Here is a 17,370-nt window from a genome sequence, read left to right on the forward strand (position 1 = left end):
TGGATCGTCAGAAACAAGCTAGCTCCGCCACCCCTGGACCGACAAGCGCCCGCGCCCTACGCTCTGCGCGAGATCTGACTCATCGTCAGTTAAGGGGGTCCGGAATGACGGGCACAGGAACGGACGGCGCCGCGGGACCGGGAACGGACGGCGGCCCGGGGCGGGGCACGGGAGCGGGAACGGACGGCGGCGCGGCCCCGGGAACGCCCTCCGGCGCGGTCCCGGGCACCGCCGGCGATCCGGCCGCCACGGCCCTCGCCGTCGAACTCGCCCGCTCCCGGACCCTGTGGGAACTCGTCGACCGCCGGGCGGCCCTCACCCCGGACGCCCCGGTCCTCGTCGAGGCCGCCGAGGACCCCGCCGACGACCGTTCCCTCACCTTCGGCGCCCTCCGCGACCGCTCCGAGGAGGTGGCCGCCGGTCTGTACGCGAAGGGCGTGCGCCCGGGCACGGTCGTCGCCTGGCAGTTGCCCACCCGCATCGAGACGGTCCTGCTCTCGGTCGCCCTCGCCCGCCTCGGCGCCGTCCAGTCGCCGGTCATCCCCTTCTACCGCGACCGGGAGGTCGGCTTCGCGCTCCGGGAGTCGAAGGCGGAGTTCTTCGCGGTCCCCGGCGTCTGGCGCGGCTTCGACCACACCGCGATGGCCGAGCGGCTCGGCGCCCGCGGGATCTTCGAGGCCTACGACTCCCTCCCCGCGGGCGACCCCTCGACCCTCCCGCCGCCGCCCGTGTCCGGGACCGACGTGCGCTGGATCTACTGGACCTCCGGCACCACCTCCGACCCCAAGGGCGTCCTGCACACCGACCGCTCGCTCATGGCCGGCGGCTCCTGCCTGGCCCACGCCCTGCACCTGACCCCGGCCGACGTGGGTTCGATGGCGTTCCCGTTCGCCCACATCGCCGGCCCGGACTACACCGTGATGCTGCTGCTGTACGGGTTCCCGGCGGTCCTGTTCGAGAAGTTCGCGATGCCCGCCGCACTGGACGGGTACCGGCGCCACGGGGTCACCGTCGCCGGCGGCTCGACCGCCTTCTACTCCATGTTCCTCACGGAGCAGCGCAAGCGGCCCGACCGCAGGCTCATCCCCACCCTCCGCCTCCTGGCGGGCGGCGGCGCCCCCAAGCCCCCGGAGATCTACCACGCGGTGGTCCGCGAACTCGGCTGCCAACTGACCCACGGCTACGGCATGACCGAGGTCCCCATGATCACCATGGGATCGCCCGACGACACCCCCGACCGGCTCGCGACCACCGAGGGCCGCCCCCCGGCGACGATGTCGATCCGCATCACCTCACCCGACGGGACACCGCGCCCCGCGAACGAGGACGGCGAAGTGCGGTTGCGCGGAGAGGCCGTCTGCCAGGGCTACCTGGACCGCGACCAGTCGGCCGCCGCCTTCGACGCCGACGGCTACCTCGTCACCGGCGACCTGGGCCACCTCACCCCGGACGGGCACCTCGTGCTCACCGGACGCAGCAAGGACGTCATCATCCGCAAGGGCGAGAACATCTCCGCGAAGGAGATAGAGGACCTCCTCCACGAGCTTCCCGCCGTCGCGGACGTCGCCGTCATCGGCCTCCCGGACCCCGAGCGCGGCGAACGCGTCTGCGCGGTGGTCGAACAACCCCCCGGCTCGACCCCCCTGACGCTGGCGGACGTGACGGGTCACCTCCGCGCCCAGGGGCTCTCCCCCCACAAGCTCCCGGAGCAGTTGGAGGTGGTGGACGCGCTCCCCCGCAACGACGCCCTGCGCAAGGTCCTCAAGTACCGGCTCCGCGAGCGCTACTCCTGAACGGACGCCGAGCGGACGCCGAACACGGCGGCTCGCGGCCGGGACGAGGGCGCGCGTGAGGCGGCCGCGCCGGGCCCCGGCCCGGGGCCCGGTGACGGCGGGCCCGGGAGACCGGGGGCCGGTCAGGCGTCCGGGGCCTCCACGCCGCAGTAGCCCGCGAAGGCCGCCAGGATCTCGTCCTCGGAGATGCGGCCGTCCCCGTCCGCGTCCAGCGCCGCGGCGACCGTCCCGGCCACCTCGACGGGGGTGCCGAGCACGCTCAGCACGCGGGCCGCGGCAGCCGGGGTGGCACCGCCGCCGCCGTCCTCGTCCGCCACCGCGATCACCGCCCGCAGGAACGGTCGGGCGATCTCCGCGAACCGGTGTGGGTTGTCCCGCAGCCGCTTCGCCGCGCCCGTCACGAACTCCTCGCGGGAGACCCGCTGGTCCCCGTCGACGTCCGCGATGCCGGCCATGCCCTGCCAGAACGCCTCGGCTCCGCCGAAGACCGCCTGACCCTTGTCCGAGCGTGCCGTCGTACCGAATTCGGCCAGCACGGCCTTCGCGGCCGCGCTGAAGTCCTCGCGGTCGATATAGCCGGACCCGTCCTGGTCGAAGGTGGCGAATCGGGCGGCGATCTTGCGCTCGTATTCTGCGCTGTCCATATTCGGCGTTCCGCCTTCACATGTGCGATGGGGTGCAGTTGAGGTGCAGTTCAAGACAAGGCAGGAGCGTAAGGCCTTCGTGGCCTGCGCGTTAAGCGAAGCGGTCAAGGAGGTGGCCGCATCGAACCCGCGCACGGGGAGCGCGGCGGGGCGCGCATGTGTGTGCCATTCGGCGTGCCCTTACGGGTGTCACGTACCGGAGTCACTTTCCGCCGGCGACCACGAGCGACGGGCCTATCACGCAGGGCACGCTCACGGGACCGGCTTCCCCCAAAAGAGGCGCACACCCCCATGTGCCCACTACATTCGATGAGTCGACACACGGCTGGGGGCAGTATGCCGAAGGACGTACCACCGCGCTGGGACCGCCGCATGCAGCAACGACTCGCCCGCGGCGAGGCCGCGGCGCTCGGCGAGCTGTACGACCGGTTCGCGTCGCTGGTCCACGGCCTGGCCCACCGCGTCCTGGGCGACGAGACGGGCGCGGACCGGATCACCCGCGAGGTGTTCGGCTACATCTGGGAGAACCCGGACGCCTACGACCCCAAGCAGGGCTCCATGCGTTCCTGGGTCGCCCGCGTCACCCAGCGCCAGGCCGTGGACCGGCTGCGCCAGGCCGAACTCGGCCGCGGATCCCGCGAGGAACTGGAGCAGAAGGTGCGCACCGCCAACGCCGCGGCCCGCGCGGACTACATCGTCACCTCCATGCCCGCGCCCCTGCGGGCCGCCCTGGAACTCGCGTACTTCAAACGCCGCGACTACCGGCAGGCCGCCGCCGACCTGCAGATCAGCGAGGACGAGGCGCGCCGCCGGCTGCGGCTCGGGCTGCAACTGCTGTCCACCGCCAACGTCCTCCCCCGGGAAGGCGCCTCACCGCCCGGATACGGCCCGCCCGGATATGGAACGCCCCGATGACCGGTCCCGCCGAAGAGTTCCCCGACGACTTCCCCGACGGCTACCAGCGGCCCGTGAGCGGTTCCGCGTGGATACCCGGCCCCCGCGGGCCCGCCGACGACCTCGATCCGCGGCACGCGCCGGACCCGCTGCCGCAGGAGCCACCCGAACCCGCACCGGCCCCGACGCCACCGCCGGCGCGCGAGCCGTCGTGTGAGCCGTCGCAGGAGCCGGTGTCGGAACCGGTGTCGGACCCGTTGGCCGACCCGTCGGTGGAGGACATCGCCGTGCCCGGGCCGCCGCCCTCGCACGCCGTGCTGAAGTCCCTGCTCGGCGCCTGGGCGCTGGCCGCCTGCTCGGCCGAGGAGACCCGGGCCGTGGAGGACCACCTCACCGAGTGCGCGCCCTGCGCCGAGGAGGCCCTGAGGCTGCGGGACGCCGTGGGCCTGTTGCAGCCCGAGGAGACCCTCGACCTCAAACCGCTGTTGCGGTCGCGGGTGTTGGAGGACTGCCTGGGCCGGCGCCCGGCCCGCATTCCGGTACCGACGTGGGCGACGCCGTACGACACCGAGACCGCGCGGCTCGACGCGCTGCTGCGGGACTTCGGCGACGCGGAGTGGCACACCCCGGTACGGCTCAAGTGGTTCGAGGAGGAGCGGCGGCAGACGCGCCGGACCACGGTCGCCGGGGTGATCGGGCATCTCCTGACGGTCGACGGACTCGTCGCGGCGGCCCTCGGGCTGGACGACCCGCTGGGTCCGCAGGCACCGCCGGGCGGCCCGACGGACCGTACGGAGCACTTCTGGAACTCCCACCCCCACCCGGCGACCCGCCAGGTCCGCGAGCCGTGGCGGGAACAGGGGCACACCCTGATCCGTACGGTGTCCTTCGCCGGCCGCGGCGTCGCCGAGCTGGCCGTGGACTACGGGCACTTCGCGCTGCCCCTCGGGGACGCGTTCCTGGAGCGGGCCTTCGAGTGCTGGGTGCACGCCTGGGACATCGCGGAGGCCGTGGACTACCCGTACGAGGCGCCGTCCGGACCGCACCTGCACCAGATGATCGACCTCGCGGCGCGCCTGTTGCCGGGCGCGCTGGCCGAACGGCGGCGGGCCGGGCTGGCGGCGCCGGCGCGCGGACTGGTCGCGGCGGGGGCGCCCGGCCGGACCCTGCACCTGGAGATCGAGGGAGCGGGCGGCGGCGGCTGGGACATCGCGCTGGACTCGCCGGCCGCGAAGCCGTCGGCGGAGCACACCGTCGCGCACGTCGCCCTGGAGGGCACCGAGTTCTGCCGGCTGGCCGCGGGGCACATCTCCCCGGAGGAGGCGGCCGCCGGACAACACGGCGACCGCGAGGCGATCCGCGACGTCCTCACGGCGGCGGCGTCCCTCAGCCGCCTATAGGCTCCGCCGGCCTTCGAAACCCGGGCCGCACCCTCAGCCCAGCCGGCGGGTCCGGCCTTTTCAGCCTCGCCGGCTGTCTCGGCCGGGCCGGGGCCGTTTCAGCCTCGCCGGCGTTTGAGGCGCGGGTCCGGGCGCCACCAGCCTCGCCGGCGTTTGAGGCGCGGGGTCTGGGGCGGAGCCCCAGGTGACCCCGGCTCCGCCGGGCACCGGGCTCCGCCCGGACCCGCGCCTCAAACGCCGGCGAGGCTTGATGGGCCGGACCCCGGCCACACCGGCGAGGCTGGATGGGCCGGGCCGGATCGGGGTGGGGAAGCCCCCGGCAGGGGTCAGGCGAAGACGACCGTGCGGGTGCCGTTCAGGAGGACGCGGTGCTCGCTGTGCCACTTCACGGCCCGCGCCAGCGCCTGGCACTCCACGTCCCGACCGATGGCCACCAGCTGGTCCGGCGTGACCTCGTGGCCCACCCGCTCGACCTCCTGCTCGATGATCGGCCCCTCGTCGAGGTCGGCCGTCACGTAGTGCGCGGTCGCGCCGATCAGCTTCACGCCCCGGGCGTGTGCCTGGTGGTAGGGCTTGGCGCCCTTGAAGCTCGGCAGGAACGAGTGGTGGATGTTGATGATCCGCCCGCTCAGCTCCTTGCACAGGGTGTCGGACAGCACCTGCATGTACCGCGCGAGGACGACCAGGTCGACGCGCTCGGTGCGGACCAGCTCCAGGAGTTCCGCTTCGGCGGCCGCCTTCGTGTCCTTCGTCACCGGGATGTGCACGAACGGCACGTTGTACGACCCGACCAGCTCGGCGAAGTCGGTGTGGTTCGAGACGACGGCCGCGATCTCGACCGGCAGCGCCCCGATGCTGGACCGGAAGAGCAGGTCGTTGAGGCAGTGGCCGAACTTGGACACCATCAGGACGATCCGCATGCGCTCGTCGGAGCGGTGGATCTGCCAGTCCATCCGGAAGGAGTCCCCGATCGCGGTGAAGCTGGCCCGCAGCTTGTCCACGGTGACGGGCGAGTCCGCCGTGAAGTGCACCCGCATGAAAAAGAGACCGGTGTCACGGTCGCCGAACTGCCGGCTGTCCTCGATGTTGCATCCGGTCATGAACAGGTAGCTCGACACGGCGTGCACAATGCCCTGCTTGTCCGGGCAGGACAGGGTCAGGACGTACTGCTGGGGCTGCTGCTGCGGGTCTGCGCTCATGACCCCACAGCCTTTCACACCGCGCGGGTGAGGATCCTCAGTACGTCGAGCGAGGTCGGCGGTACGTCGGGGTCGTCCGCGTCCGCCGCGGCGAGCCGTACGTGGGCCTCGCGGGCGGCGCGTACCGCCTCGGGCCAGGCGTGGTGTTCCAGGTACGTCGACACGGGCGCGTCCGGTCCGACCTGGTGGAGGATCCGCAGCACGCGCAGCACGGCGAGGTCCACGACGGCCGCCTCGGCGGAGTCGCGGAAGATCGTGCCGACGTACTTCTCGGCGGACCAGCTGTCGAGCCAGGTGTCCTCGACGAGCCGGTACACGGCATCGGTGACGTCGCCGTAGCCTTCGACGCCGGTCGACCAGACCTCTTCCTGGAAGGCCGGGTCGGAGAGCATGTGCAGCGCCGAGCGCACATTGGCGCGCCAGCGCCACCACGGCATGTCGTTGAGGGGCATGCCGCCCATGGTGGAGGAGCGGCCGCCGCGGCGGGAAGAGTTCTTCGAACCTTGGGCGAATGTCACGCTTTCGATCGTACGTTCCCCCCACCTGCGATCTTGAGGCGCCCGGGCGTGCGAGGCTGCCCCGCCAATTCACCCGGGCGTCACCGAATGTTGTGTACACCTCACTCTCCAGTTCCCCGTGGGGCGGAATGGTGCGTGGACATGACCAATCGGCGACGCACGGCGACCTTCACCCGCACCTTCCTGGCCACGGCGATGGGCGCGTGTCTCGTCGCGGGCTGCGGGACGCTCCCCGGGGACGCGGGGGACTCCGGGGGCACCCTCACGGTCATGACGTTCGCCCCGATGGGCACCAAAGCGACCAACATGCCAGGAATGACCGGGATGGCCAAGGCGTACGAACGCTGGGTGAACGCCAAGGGCGGCATCAACGGCCACAAGCTGCGCGTCCTGACCTGCAACGAGAAGAACACCCCCACCGGCGCCGCGGACTGTGCGCGCGAGGCCATCGCCGAGAAGGCCGTCGCGGTCGTCGGCTCGTACAGCCAGCACGGCCGCGCCTACATGGCCCCCCTGGAGGCCGAGGGCATCCCCTTCATCGGCGGGTACGGGGTCTCCTCCGAGGAGTTCCAGAGCCCCCTGTCCTATCCCGTCAACGGCGGTCAGCCCGTCCTGCTCGCCGGCGCCGGCCACCAACTGGGCCGCGCCTGCTCCAAGGTGTCCCTGGTCCGTCCCGACACCCTCGCCGGCGACGCCCTGCCGGTGCTGCTCAACGCCGGGCTCAAGGCCAACAACGTGCCCGAGGCCGCCGACATCCGGGCGGCCGAGGACTCCGCAGACTTCGCCCCGCAGGCCCGCGAGGCGCTCGCCAACGTCTCCACCGGCAAGGACCGCAGTTGTGTCGCGGCCGTGCTCGGCGAGCGCACCGAGACCTTCTTCGATGCCTTCCGCCGCTCCGACGGCCGGCACGCGAAGGCGCAGATCTCCTCCGTGCTCGGCAGCGTCAGCCAGTCCCTGGTGGACCGCACCGGCGGCAAGGAGAGCCCGTTCGAGGGCGCCTACCTGACCAGTTGGTACCCGGTGTCCACCGATCCGCTGTGGGAGCCGATGCGCAAGGTCATCTCCGAGCAGGCCTTCGGCGACGACACCCTCGACCCCGACGACAGCGGCGCGCAGACCACCTGGATCGCGTACACCGTGCTGAACGAGATGGTGCGGCGCCTGGACCGGGGCGAGGACATCACCGCGCGCCGGCTCACCCGCGCCCTCAACCAGGCCGAGAACGTCGAGACCGGCGGTCTCACCCCCGACCTGAGCTGGCGCTACCAGGACCTGCGGGCCGTCGCCGGCTTCCCCCGGATCTCGAACGGCCGGGTCACCTTCCAGATCGTCCGGTCGGGCCGGCTCGTCGCCCAGCCCGGCGAACAGACCCTGGACATGACCTCGACGCTGGAGCAGGCCCCCCGCCCGAGCTGATCCGGGCCGGGTCGTCTCTTCCGGATCGGAAGAGACGACCTAGAGCTGCGACTTGTCCCGCTTGGTGAGCTCGTACTTGCCCGCGATCGAGTTCCACATGGTCGCGGCCGACTGCTTGGCTTTCGTCGCCTCGCCGCTCGACGCGTTGGCCTTGCCGGCGTTCGGGGTGGTCTTGGCCTTGCCGTCCTTGCAGTTGCCCTTGTCGTGCTCCACGTCGTCCGCCCAGGCCGCATAGCTGTTGTCGGCCGCCGCCGAGGCGTTCCAGGCCTTGGTGAGGGAGGCCGCGAGCTTCACGTGGTTCGGCAGCTTGTCCATCTTGAGGTCCTGGAGCTTGGTCACCAGCTGCTCGCGCTGGAGGGCCGCGGCGCGCAGGTCGTCGGCGGCCTGGCCGAGGTTGGCGCAGCCCTTGATGTCATCGACCGCCTTGATCACGGCGGCCCGGCTGTCGTTGCTCTCGGCGAGCAGCTTGTCGAGCTGTACGGCCTGGGGGCGGGCCGGGTCGACCGGAGCCTCCCCGACCGCCGCGGCCGACCCGCCGGTGCCGGTCGGGGCGGCGGGCTCCGCGCCCGGATCCGTGTTCTGCGCCTTGCCGTCCGACAACAGCGCGCCGACGCCGAGTCCGACCACCACGAGGCCCGTGATCACGGCGGCGATCACCGCCGGCGACACCTTGCGACCGGCCGGCGGCGGGGGCGGCGGGGCGTACTGGGGCTGCGGCTGCTGCGGCTGCTGCTGGTACCCCGGCGGCATCGGGCGACCGGGACCCGCCGGTCCCTGCCCGCGCGGCGGACGGGCCCGGGGCGGCTGCTGTCGCAGCACCGGCTCCTGGATCGGCGGCATGTGCTGCGTGTGCCCGGCGGTCTCGTCGTCGCCGCGGAACAGCCCGTCGAAGCCCTCGGCGGCGTTGGGCCCCGGCCCGGGCGGTACCGGCGGGATGAACTGGGTGGCGGCCTCGGCGTGCGCGGGCGTGCCCGGGTCCGAGGGGACCGGCGGTATGTACTGCGTCGCGTCCTCACCCGCACCGGGACCCTGCCCCGGACCGGCACCCGGCCCGGCGGGGACCGGCGGGATGAACTGGGTCGCGGCCTCGGCGTGCGCGGGCGCGGCCGGGCCCGAGGGGACCGGCGGTATGTACTGCGTCGCGTCCTCACCCGAGGCGGGAACGGGCGGGATGTACTGCGTCGCGTCCTCGCCCGAGGCGGGAACCGGCGCGATGTACTGCGTCGCGGCCTCGTGCAGCGGCGGCGGGTAGCCGTAGCCGGGCTCCCCGCCCCGCTGCCCCGGCTCCTCCTGCGGCGGGTAGCCGTAGGCGGGCCCGGGCTGCTGCTGCTCGTACTGCCGCGGGTACTGCTCCTGCCCGTACCCCTCCTGCCCGTACTGCTGCCCCTGCTGCGGGTACCCCTGGTACTGCTGGGACTCCTGGGGCTGCTGGTACCCCTGGTAGTCCTGGTACTGCTGCTGCGGGGCCTGGGGCGGTGGGGCCTGGGGCGGGCCGGGCTGCCGCGGGGGCTCCTGTCCCTGCTGCGGCTCCGGGTCCTGAAGCGCGTAGTCGTCCTGTTCCCGGTACTCCGGCTGCCCCGGATATGCCGGATCCGGACCCCACGGCGCCCCTGACCGGGGGGCGCCCCCTCGTCCGTTCTGCGTCACCGGGAGACTCCTTCTCCGACTTGTCCGAACCTACGGAACCGTCGGGTCACGCTACCCGGTCATCCGCCGTCATCGGCAGGCCCACCCGAACCTTCCACGTCACCCACCCCGCCCGGGGCCCCTTCCTCAGGCGGGTTGCACCGCCGGCCGGGCCCCGAATTCCCGTACCGAGGCCTCGTCGCGGTACGGCTCCAGCCTCGTCCGGAAGTCCTCCAGGTACTCCATTCCGCGCCGCGACCGCAGCGACCCGAGCAGATCGGCGGCCTTCGCCGCCGTCTGGCAGGCCTGTTCCACCTCCCGCTGCTGCACCTGCGCCGCCGCCAGCAGCAGCATGCCGATGGCCCGGCGGCGGGCCTTGGTCTCCGGAAGCCCTCGCAACGCCTCCTCCGCGCGCCTGGCCGCCGCGTCGGCCTGCCCCAGGTCCCGGTGGCAGTGCGCCAGTTCGTCCGCCAGGTAGGACTGGTCGAAGTGCCGGATCCAGGACGGGTCGTCGCCCGTCTCCGGCTCCGCCCGTTCCAGTGCCGTCACGGCCCGCCCGGACAGCACCGCCGTGGCCCGGGTGTCGCCCATCAGCGCGTGCCCGCGCGCCTCGGCCGCGTAGAACATGGCCTCCACCCTCGGGGTGACCTGCCCCCGCGTGCCTTCCTGGGCGGCCCGCGCCAACTGCGAGATCTCCCGCGGATTGCCCAGCTCGGCGGCGAGGTGGCTCATCGAGGCGGCCAGCACGTACCCGCCGTACGCGCGGTCGCCCGCGGCCTGGGCCAGGCGCAGCGCCTGGATGTAGTAGCGCTGGGCCAGGCCGGGCTGGCCGGTGTCCACCGCCATGTAGCCCGCGAGTTCCGTCAGCCGCGCCACCTCCGCGAACAGCGCCCGCCCGACCGGTTCCCGGTAGGAGCCGCCGATCAGCCCGGACACCACGGAGTTGAGGTAGTGCACGACGACGGGCCGCACGTGCCCGCTGCCGAAGCGGTGGTCGAGTTCCTTGAGCGCCTCGGTGGTCGCCCGTACGGCGTCCACGTCGGACATCCCGACGCGCGAGCCGCCGCTGCGGGCCACCTGCGGGTCGGCGCCGGTGATCAGCCAGTCGCGGCTGGGTTCGACGAGCGCGGACGCCGCCACGCTCGATCCGGAGAGGAAGTCGCGCCGGCCGACGTCGCTGCGCCACAGCTCGCAGACCTGCTCGATGGCACCGATCACGGTCGGGGAGAACTGCAGGCCGACGCCGGAGGCGAGGTTCTTGCCGTTGGCCATGCCGATCTCGTCGATGGTGACGGTCCGGCCGAGTTTGCGGCCGAGCGCCTCGGCGATGATGCCGGGCGCCCGACCGCGCGGTTGTTGGCCGCGCAGCCATCGGGCCACGGAGGTCTTGTCGTAGCGGAGATCGAGGCCGTGCTCGGCCCCGCACATGTTCACGCGCCGGGCGAGCCCGGCGTTGGAGCACCCGGCTTCCTGGATGAGCGCCTGCAACCGTTCGTTCGGTTGGCGGGCGACGAGAGGCCTGGCTGCCATGAAAAAACCCCCTGAAGCCGCGGGAGAGCGTAGGAATGATCACTTCCCGCCTGATGTGCGGAGAATCTTCCCCTCTGCGGTGTGTGGCTACCCACGGACCGCGCCCCGACCTCCCACGCGCCCCCGCCCATGCACCGGTGCGCCCCGTATGCAGGATCGATGCTCCGCCCACGGGCCGGTGTACGCCCGTAACCCCCGGTGATCGCGAGAGTTGTGATGGGCGTGGAAGAGACCATCGGAGTCACGGAGACCGCACCCATCCCCAAGCAGCGCGGCGAGCAGTTGCTGGACCATGCCGTGCGGTACACGGAAGAACGGCACTGGGATGTCTTCGCCGGCACCTGGTTGGAGGCGGCCGACGGCCGGGAGATCTGCTCCTGCGGAACCCCGGACTGCGCGGCGCCCGGCGCCCACCCGACGGTGAAGGACTGGGCCGCACAGGCCACCGGGAGCGCGGTGCAGGTCCGGCGGATCTGGGCGAAGCAGCCCGGGGCCTCGATCCTGATGCCGACGGGGCGCACGTTCGACGCGCTGGACGTACCGGACTCCGCCGGCTTTCTGGCGCTGGCCCGGCTGGAGCGCATGCAGCGCACCCTCGGCCCGGTCGCCCTGACCCCCGACCACCGGATGCTCTTCTTCGTCCTGCCGGGCGCCGGCGCGAAGATGCCGGACCTCGTACGGAAGTCGGGCTGGTCGCCCGCCGCGATCGACCTGGCCGCCCGGGGCGAGGGCGAGTACGTGGCCGCGCCGCCCACCCGCTTCGGCGGCCGGGGCTCGGTGCAGTGGGCCCGCAAGCCCACGCCCGCCAACCGGTGGCTGCCGGACACCGAGGAACTGATCGACGCCCTCGCGTACGCCTGTGGCAGCCACGCCCGGGACCTGCGCACCGCCTGAACGGACCGGCACGACATGCCGGCGGCACCGCTCGACAGGACCGATCGGTATGACGAATCCTTCGAGAAGTTCATGACATAAGTAACCGCTGCCGCCTCTCCCCCTCCTCCTATGGTGAAGACGTACGACCACGGGGAACGGAACGAGAGGCACGCGCATGCCCGACCAGGCTGACGCCACGACGAGCACGACGGACGGCGGAACGGGTGGCGTGCGATCCGCGCCGTCCGCCGCCGTACGCATCGAGGGACTGTGGAAGCGGTTCGGCGAGCAGGTGGCCGTCTCCGGCATCGATCTGGAGATCCCGGCGGGCCGGTTCATCGGGCTCGTCGGCCCCAACGGCGCGGGCAAGACCACCACCCTGTCGATGATCACGGGCCTGCTGCGACCCGACGCGGGCCGCGTCCTCGTCGCGGGGCACGACGTCTGGGCCGATCCCGTCGAGGTGAAGTCGCGGATCGGCGTACTCCCGGAGGGGCTGCGGCTGTTCGAGCGTCTCTCCGGGCGCGAACTCCTCGGCTACATGGGCCGGTTGCGCGGCCTGCCGGGCGAGGAGACCGACAAACGGGCGACGCAGCTGCTGGAGGTCCTGGACCTCGCCGGCTCGCAGCACAAGCTGGTCGTGGACTACTCGACGGGCATGCGGAAGAAGATCGGTCTCGCGGCCGCGCTGCTGCACAACCCCGAAGTGCTCTTCCTGGACGAGCCGTTCGAGGGGGTGGACCCGGTGTCGGCGCAGACCATCCGCGGCGTGCTGGAGCGCTACACCGCCTCCGGCGCCACCGTGATCTTCTCCTCGCACGTGATGGAGCTGGTCGAGTCGCTGTGCGACTGGGTGGCCGTCATGGTCGCGGGCCAGATCCGCGCCGCGGGCCCGCTGGCCGACGTACGGGGTGACGCGCCGTCCCTCCAGAGCGCCTTCCTCGGCCTCGTCGGCGCCCAGGACCGCGCCACCGGAGACTCCCTGGACTGGCTCGGCGGCGCCCGATGACCGCCACCACCGCCTCCGTCACCGCCCCCACCACTCCCGCGACGACGCCCGCCGTCTCCCTGACCCCGCTGTTCGTCCGGCTCAAGCTGTCCCTGCTGAAGAACGGCCTCAAGGGCTCCTCGAAGCGCAAGGCCGTCTGGATCTCCAGCCTCGTCTTCGCGCTGGTCGTCGCCTTCTTCATGACGCTGGGCCTGTCCCTGCTGCACGGGCACCCGCACGCCGGCACCGTCGTGGTGCTGCTCGCGGCGATCCTGGCGCTCGGCTGGGCCTTCATGCCGCTGTTCTTCCCGACCGGCGACGAGACCCTCGACCCGAGCCGGCTGGTCATGCTGCCGCTGCGCCCGCGGCCGCTCGTACGGGCCCTGCTGGCCTCCTCGCTGGTGGGCATCGGCCCCCTGTTCACGCTCTGTCTGGCCGTCGGCTCGGTGGTCGCGGTCGCGCGGGGCGTCGCGGGAGTGGTGGCCGCCGTGGTGGCCGTCCCGCTGCTGCTCCTCGGCTGCGTCGCGCTGGCCCGCGCGGTGGCGACGGCCAACGTGCGGCTCCTGTCCAGCCGCAAGGGACGCGACCTGGCCGTGCTCAGCGGTCTGCTGATCGCGATCGGCGCGCAAGTGGTGAACTTCGCGAGCCAGCGGCTGTTCCAGGCCGGGGGCCTGACGCAGTTGGAGCCGGTCGAGGCCGTGGTGCGCTGGCTGCCGCCGGCGACGGCGGTCGGGATGGTCGACTCGGTGAGCGACGGCGACTACGCGGTGGCCGCCGCCCAACTCGTCCTCACGCTGGTGGCCCTGGCCGCGCTGCTCTGGTTCTGGGAGCGCAGCCTGACCCGGCTGATGGTGACCCCGGACGGCTCCACCATCGCGGCGGCCGAGCCGCAGAAGGACCGGGGCGACGGCGGAGTCTGGGCGTTCCTCCCGGCGGGCCGCACGGGCGCGGTCATGCGGCGCAGCCTGCGCTACGCGGTCCGCGACCCGAAGACCAAGGCGTCCTGGGCGTCGGCGCTGGCCATCGGCCTGATCGTGCCGGTCTTCAACGCCCTCCAGGGCACCGGCTCCGTGTACCTCGCCTGCTTCGGCGCGGGCATGCTCGGCGTCCAGATGTACAACCAGTTCGGGCAGGACACCTCGGCGTTCTGGATGGTCGCCCAGACCATCTCGTCCCCGCGCGACGCGTTCGTCGAACTCCGGGCCCGCGCCTACGCGCTGGCCCTGATCACCGTCCCGTACACAGTGCTGGTCACGGCCGTCACCGCCGGGCTGCTCGGCGACTGGGACGTCTTCCCGGCCGGTCTGGGCATGTGCCTGGCGCTGGTGGGTTCGATGATGTGCACGGGCTCGCTGGCCTCGGCGCACTTCCCGTACTCCATCCCGACGGACGGCGCCTTCAAGAACGTCGTCCCGGGCCAGGCCGGCCTGGCCTGGATGGGGATCTTCGGCGGCATGCTGGTCTCGGCCGTGATCTGTGCGCCGATGATCGCCCTGACGATCTATCTCGGGGTGACGGACCGGCAGTCCCTGACCTGGATCCTGCTTCCGCTGGGCATCGTCTGGGGCACGCTGACCACCTGGGCGGGTCTGCGCATCGCCGCCCCCGCGGTGTCCCGCAAGCTCCCGGAGATCCTCGTGGCGGTCAGCAAGGGCTGACGCGCCGCTCCCCACGTCGAAGGCCCCGCCCGGCCCGCCGGACGGGGCCTTCGGCGTGCGGGCGGGGTGGCGAGCGGCGAGGCACCGGGGCCCGGCGAGACTTTGACGACAGGGCCTAGGGTCCGCACTCGACCCAGAGCAGCTTGCCGCGGTGCGCGCCGTCGAGCCGGTACGCGCCGTAGCGCTCCGCGCAGAGCCGTACGAGGAGCAGCCCACGCCCGTCCTCGGCGGTGGTGGCGGTGTAGGTGTCGGTGTCGGTGTCGTCGGCATCCTCGGCGTCGGGGCCGGGCGGGGCGGGCGCCTCCGTGAAGGGTGCCGGGATGGCCGGGTTGGTGTCCCAGACGCCGACCCGGACCCGTTCGGGGGCCATCGCGCGGACCCGGAGCGCGCAGGGGCCGCGGGAGTGCCGGTAGGCGTTGGAGACCAGCTCGCTGGTCAACAGCTCGGCGGTGTCGGTCAGCCGGTCCATCCCGTGGCTCCGCAGCACGGCGCGCAGGGTACTGCGGGCGATGCCGGCGGACCGCGGATCGTGGGGAAGTCGGAGGGTGTAGGCCCAGGACGGAGTTACGGTGGTGTACATGGAAGTCTCCGATCAAGGAGGACAGTTGGACCGTGTACGTGCGGTGCCCGGTGACCAGGTCGCTCCGTCGAGCGGGGTACTTCCGGGCGGTGGCCTGCCACCACGATAGGGACTTCGCTTAAGTATTTAGGCGGTTCTCGCTGAATGCACTCTCCGCCCACTCGTGTGGGTGACACTTCCTCGCGGAGGAACGCACGATGCCCATGCGTAGCAGCCCCACCGCGCGTCAACTGCGCTTCGCAGCCGAGCTGCGCAGGATGCGCGAGCGTGCCGGACTGTCCTCGGCCGAAGCCGCCGGCCTGCTCGGCATCAAGCCGAACCAGGTCAGCAACATGGAGGCGGCCCGCTTCGGTGTGAGCCCCGAGCGGGTGCGCACACTGGCATGCCACTACGACTGCGCGGACACCGAGTTGATCGAGGCACTGGTCGCGATGACCGGTGAGCGCAAGGGCGGCTGGTGGGAGGAATACCGTGAACTGCTTCCGGCCGGCTGGCTGGACCTCGCCGAACTGGAGCATCACGCAGAGGGGTTGCGCGACTCGATCACCATGCACGTGCCCGGTCTGCTCCAGACTCCCGAGCACGCCCGCGAGATCTTCCGGCAGGCCGTCCCGGCCCTGTCACCACCGGACGTCGAGCATCGCGTCTCGTTCCGCGTGAAACGTCAGCGGATCCTGTTCGGGGACACGCCGACGCCCTACCAGGCGATCATTCACGAGGCCGGGCTCCGCATCGCCGTGGGCGGGCCGGCCATCGCACAGGCCCAGTTGCGACACCTGCTCGACATGGGCGAGCGGGAGCACGTGACCATCCGCGCCATTCCGTTCTCGGCCGGAGCGGTTCCGGGGTCCGGACAGTCGTTCTACTACGCGCACGGGCGGGTACCCCAGCTGGACTCCGTACAACTGGATCAGTCACACGGCGTGGTGTTCCTGGACGCCGAGTCCCAACTCGCCAAGTATCGGCTCCTCTTCGAACGAATCGAAGCGGTGTCCCTACCCCCGGATCACACGCGCGATCTGATCGCCGACATCGCCCGACACCTGCGAAAGGAAGCCCCATGACCCACCACGACTGGCACCGGTCCTCCTACTGCGCCGAGGGCAACTCCTGCGTGTACGTCGCCGTCGCCCCCGACGGCCGGGTCCTCGTCGCGGAGCGCGGCGACCCCGGTGAACCGGGCGATCCCGGCCACCGCGTCCTGCGGACCAGCGCCGCCGCGTGGACGGCGCTGGTCACGGAGGTCAGGACGAGGTCTTGACCCCCGCCAGGAACGGCTCCAGGACTCCCCGCCAGGCGTCCGGCTGGTCGTAGTGGAGGTAGTGGCCGGCGTCCGGGATCTCCGCGTACTGGCCCGCCGGGAGGACCCGGACCATCTCCTGGGCCTCGGCGCGGCCCAGTTCGCCGTCCAGACCCCGGACGACCAGGGTCGGGCAGCGGACCTGGGCCAGTTCCTCCCAATGCGCGTCGTGGACCCACGTCTCGCGGGCCGTCAGCATCTGGCGGCGGGAGAACACGGGGCGCCAGCCGTCGGGGGCCTGGTGCATGACCTCGGCGAAGAACGCGCCGCGTCCCGGATCGGGGCGCTCCACCCGGGGATCGTCCTCGCCGAACCAGCGGCGGGCGGCGTCCTGTGTGGGGAAGGGGAGGGGCCACCGGCGGAACCAGTCCTCCCACTCCTGCTGCGAGGCCTCTCCCAGGGCCGAGGCCCGCATGTCGCAGATGACCAGGGCCGCCACCAGATCGGGGCGGCGGGCGGCGAGCTGCCAGGCGGTGAGAGCGCCCATGGAGTGGCCGATCAGGGTCACGGGGGCGAGGCCGAGGCGCTCGACGACGGCCTCGGCGTCGGCCACGAAGGCCTCGCGCCCGAAGGGGGTCGGGTTGCCGGGATCGGCCGCGGGACCGGCGCTCTGGCCGTGGCCGCGCTGGTCGAGGGCGATCACGCGGTGGTGTTCCGCGAGCCAGCGGGCGGTGCCGGCCCAGTGCAGGGCACGACCCATCAGACCGTGGAGTAACAGGACCCCGGGCCGCTCCTGCCCGGTGGGCTCCTGGGGGGCGGCACCCGGCTCGCCGGCCGGCTCGCGGAACTCCCAGGCAGCCAGGCGGACGCCGTCGGCCCCAGTCACATCGATGCGCTGTACCACCGCAGATGCACCCCCTTCGCTCCCGGCCAGAGTATCGAACCCGTATTCGAGAACGGGTCTCTCGCCGACAACACCGCTCTTTCGAGTGACCTTGCTCAAGGATT

16 protein-coding genes are annotated in these 17,370 nt (G+C 72.3%); 9 read left to right on the forward strand and 7 right to left on the reverse strand.

Features of this window, described 5'->3' with window-relative positions:
• The first annotated feature begins 104 nt into the window (after positions 1-104).
• Positions 105-1,793 carry an AMP-binding protein gene (locus OG906_RS15590; RefSeq protein ID WP_329443364.1) on the forward strand — a complete coding sequence of 563 codons (1,689 nt, stop codon included), beginning with the start codon at positions 105-107 and terminating at the stop codon, positions 1,791-1,793.
• Between the two features lie 122 nt (positions 1,794-1,915).
• Here OG906_RS15590 and OG906_RS15595 read toward each other — a convergent pair whose 3' ends face one another.
• Entirely contained in the window at positions 1,916-2,437 is a 522-nt protein-coding gene (locus tag OG906_RS15595; RefSeq protein ID WP_329443366.1) for an EF-hand domain-containing protein, read from the reverse strand.
• A 336-nt stretch (positions 2,438-2,773) separates the two neighbouring features.
• On the opposite strand from OG906_RS15595, the gene OG906_RS15600 reads away from it, so the two are divergent.
• Positions 2,774-3,352 carry a sigma-70 family RNA polymerase sigma factor gene (locus OG906_RS15600; RefSeq protein ID WP_329443368.1) on the forward strand — a complete coding sequence of 193 codons (579 nt, stop codon included), beginning with the start codon at positions 2,774-2,776 and terminating at the stop codon, positions 3,350-3,352.
• Complete coding sequence (locus tag OG906_RS15605; RefSeq protein WP_329443369.1) at positions 3,349-4,731, forward strand: zf-HC2 domain-containing protein; 1,383 nt, start codon at positions 3,349-3,351, stop codon at positions 4,729-4,731. The genes OG906_RS15600 and OG906_RS15605 overlap by 4 nt, the downstream gene beginning before the upstream one ends.
• A 326-nt stretch (positions 4,732-5,057) precedes the next feature.
• Here OG906_RS15605 and purU read toward each other — a convergent pair whose 3' ends face one another.
• Positions 5,058-5,930, reverse strand: coding sequence for a formyltetrahydrofolate deformylase (purU, locus tag OG906_RS15610; RefSeq protein WP_267802348.1), 873 nt, complete (start codon positions 5,928-5,930; stop codon positions 5,058-5,060).
• Between the two features lie 14 nt (positions 5,931-5,944).
• Positions 5,945-6,391 carry an SCO4402 family protein gene (locus tag OG906_RS15615; protein ID WP_053680990.1) on the reverse strand — a complete coding sequence of 149 codons (447 nt, stop codon included), beginning with the start codon at positions 6,389-6,391 and terminating at the stop codon, positions 5,945-5,947.
• A gap of 198 nt (positions 6,392-6,589) precedes the next feature.
• Between OG906_RS15615 and OG906_RS15620 the strand changes: the two genes are divergently transcribed.
• On the forward strand, positions 6,590-7,864 hold the full coding sequence (locus OG906_RS15620) for an ABC transporter substrate-binding protein (protein WP_329443372.1): 1,275 nt from the start codon (positions 6,590-6,592) through the stop codon (positions 7,862-7,864).
• A gap of 39 nt (positions 7,865-7,903) precedes the next feature.
• Here the strand turns inward: OG906_RS15620 and OG906_RS15625 are convergent, their stop codons facing one another.
• Positions 7,904-9,511, reverse strand: coding sequence for a hypothetical protein (locus OG906_RS15625; protein ID WP_329443374.1), 1,608 nt, complete (start codon positions 9,509-9,511; stop codon positions 7,904-7,906).
• A 126-nt stretch (positions 9,512-9,637) separates the two neighbouring features.
• On the reverse strand, positions 9,638-11,020 hold the full coding sequence (locus tag OG906_RS15630; protein WP_267802345.1) for a transcriptional regulator: 1,383 nt from the start codon (positions 11,018-11,020) through the stop codon (positions 9,638-9,640).
• A 216-nt stretch (positions 11,021-11,236) separates the two neighbouring features.
• On the opposite strand from OG906_RS15630, the gene OG906_RS15635 reads away from it, so the two are divergent.
• The 3 genes from OG906_RS15635 (at position 11,237) to OG906_RS15645 (ending at position 14,542) form a co-directional block, all read left to right on the forward strand.
• On the forward strand, positions 11,237-11,914 hold the full coding sequence (locus OG906_RS15635; RefSeq protein ID WP_385640092.1) for a bifunctional DNA primase/polymerase: 678 nt from the start codon (positions 11,237-11,239) through the stop codon (positions 11,912-11,914).
• Between the two features lie 157 nt (positions 11,915-12,071).
• Positions 12,072-12,905, forward strand: a complete 834-nt coding sequence (locus OG906_RS15640) for an ABC transporter ATP-binding protein (protein WP_267802344.1) — start codon at positions 12,072-12,074, stop codon at positions 12,903-12,905.
• Positions 12,902-14,542 carry a transporter gene (locus OG906_RS15645; RefSeq protein WP_329443377.1) on the forward strand — a complete coding sequence of 547 codons (1,641 nt, stop codon included), beginning with the start codon at positions 12,902-12,904 and terminating at the stop codon, positions 14,540-14,542. Before OG906_RS15640 ends, OG906_RS15645 begins: the two co-directional genes overlap by 4 nt.
• 115 nt (positions 14,543-14,657) lie before the next feature.
• On the opposite strand, the gene OG906_RS15650 is transcribed toward OG906_RS15645, so the two are convergent.
• On the reverse strand, positions 14,658-15,122 hold the full coding sequence (locus tag OG906_RS15650) for an ATP-binding protein (protein ID WP_329443379.1): 465 nt from the start codon (positions 15,120-15,122) through the stop codon (positions 14,658-14,660).
• A gap of 197 nt (positions 15,123-15,319) precedes the next feature.
• Between OG906_RS15650 and OG906_RS15655 the strand changes: the two genes are divergently transcribed.
• A complete protein-coding gene (locus OG906_RS15655; protein ID WP_329443382.1) occupies positions 15,320-16,186 on the forward strand; it encodes a helix-turn-helix domain-containing protein in 867 nt (288 codons plus the stop codon).
• Positions 16,183-16,383: a DUF397 domain-containing protein gene (locus OG906_RS15660; RefSeq protein ID WP_329443384.1), complete on the forward strand. Its 201-nt coding sequence runs from the start codon at positions 16,183-16,185 to the stop codon at positions 16,381-16,383. The genes OG906_RS15655 and OG906_RS15660 overlap by 4 nt, the downstream gene beginning before the upstream one ends.
• On the opposite strand, the gene OG906_RS15665 is transcribed toward OG906_RS15660, so the two are convergent.
• Positions 16,367-17,266: an alpha/beta fold hydrolase gene (locus OG906_RS15665; protein WP_329443386.1), complete on the reverse strand. Its 900-nt coding sequence runs from the start codon at positions 17,264-17,266 to the stop codon at positions 16,367-16,369. The genes OG906_RS15660 and OG906_RS15665 overlap by 17 nt on opposite strands.
• Between the last annotated feature and the right edge of the window lie 104 nt (positions 17,267-17,370).

This window comes from Streptomyces sp. NBC_01426, from assembly GCF_036231985.1.
GTDB lineage: Bacteria > Actinomycetota > Actinomycetes > Streptomycetales > Streptomycetaceae > Streptomyces.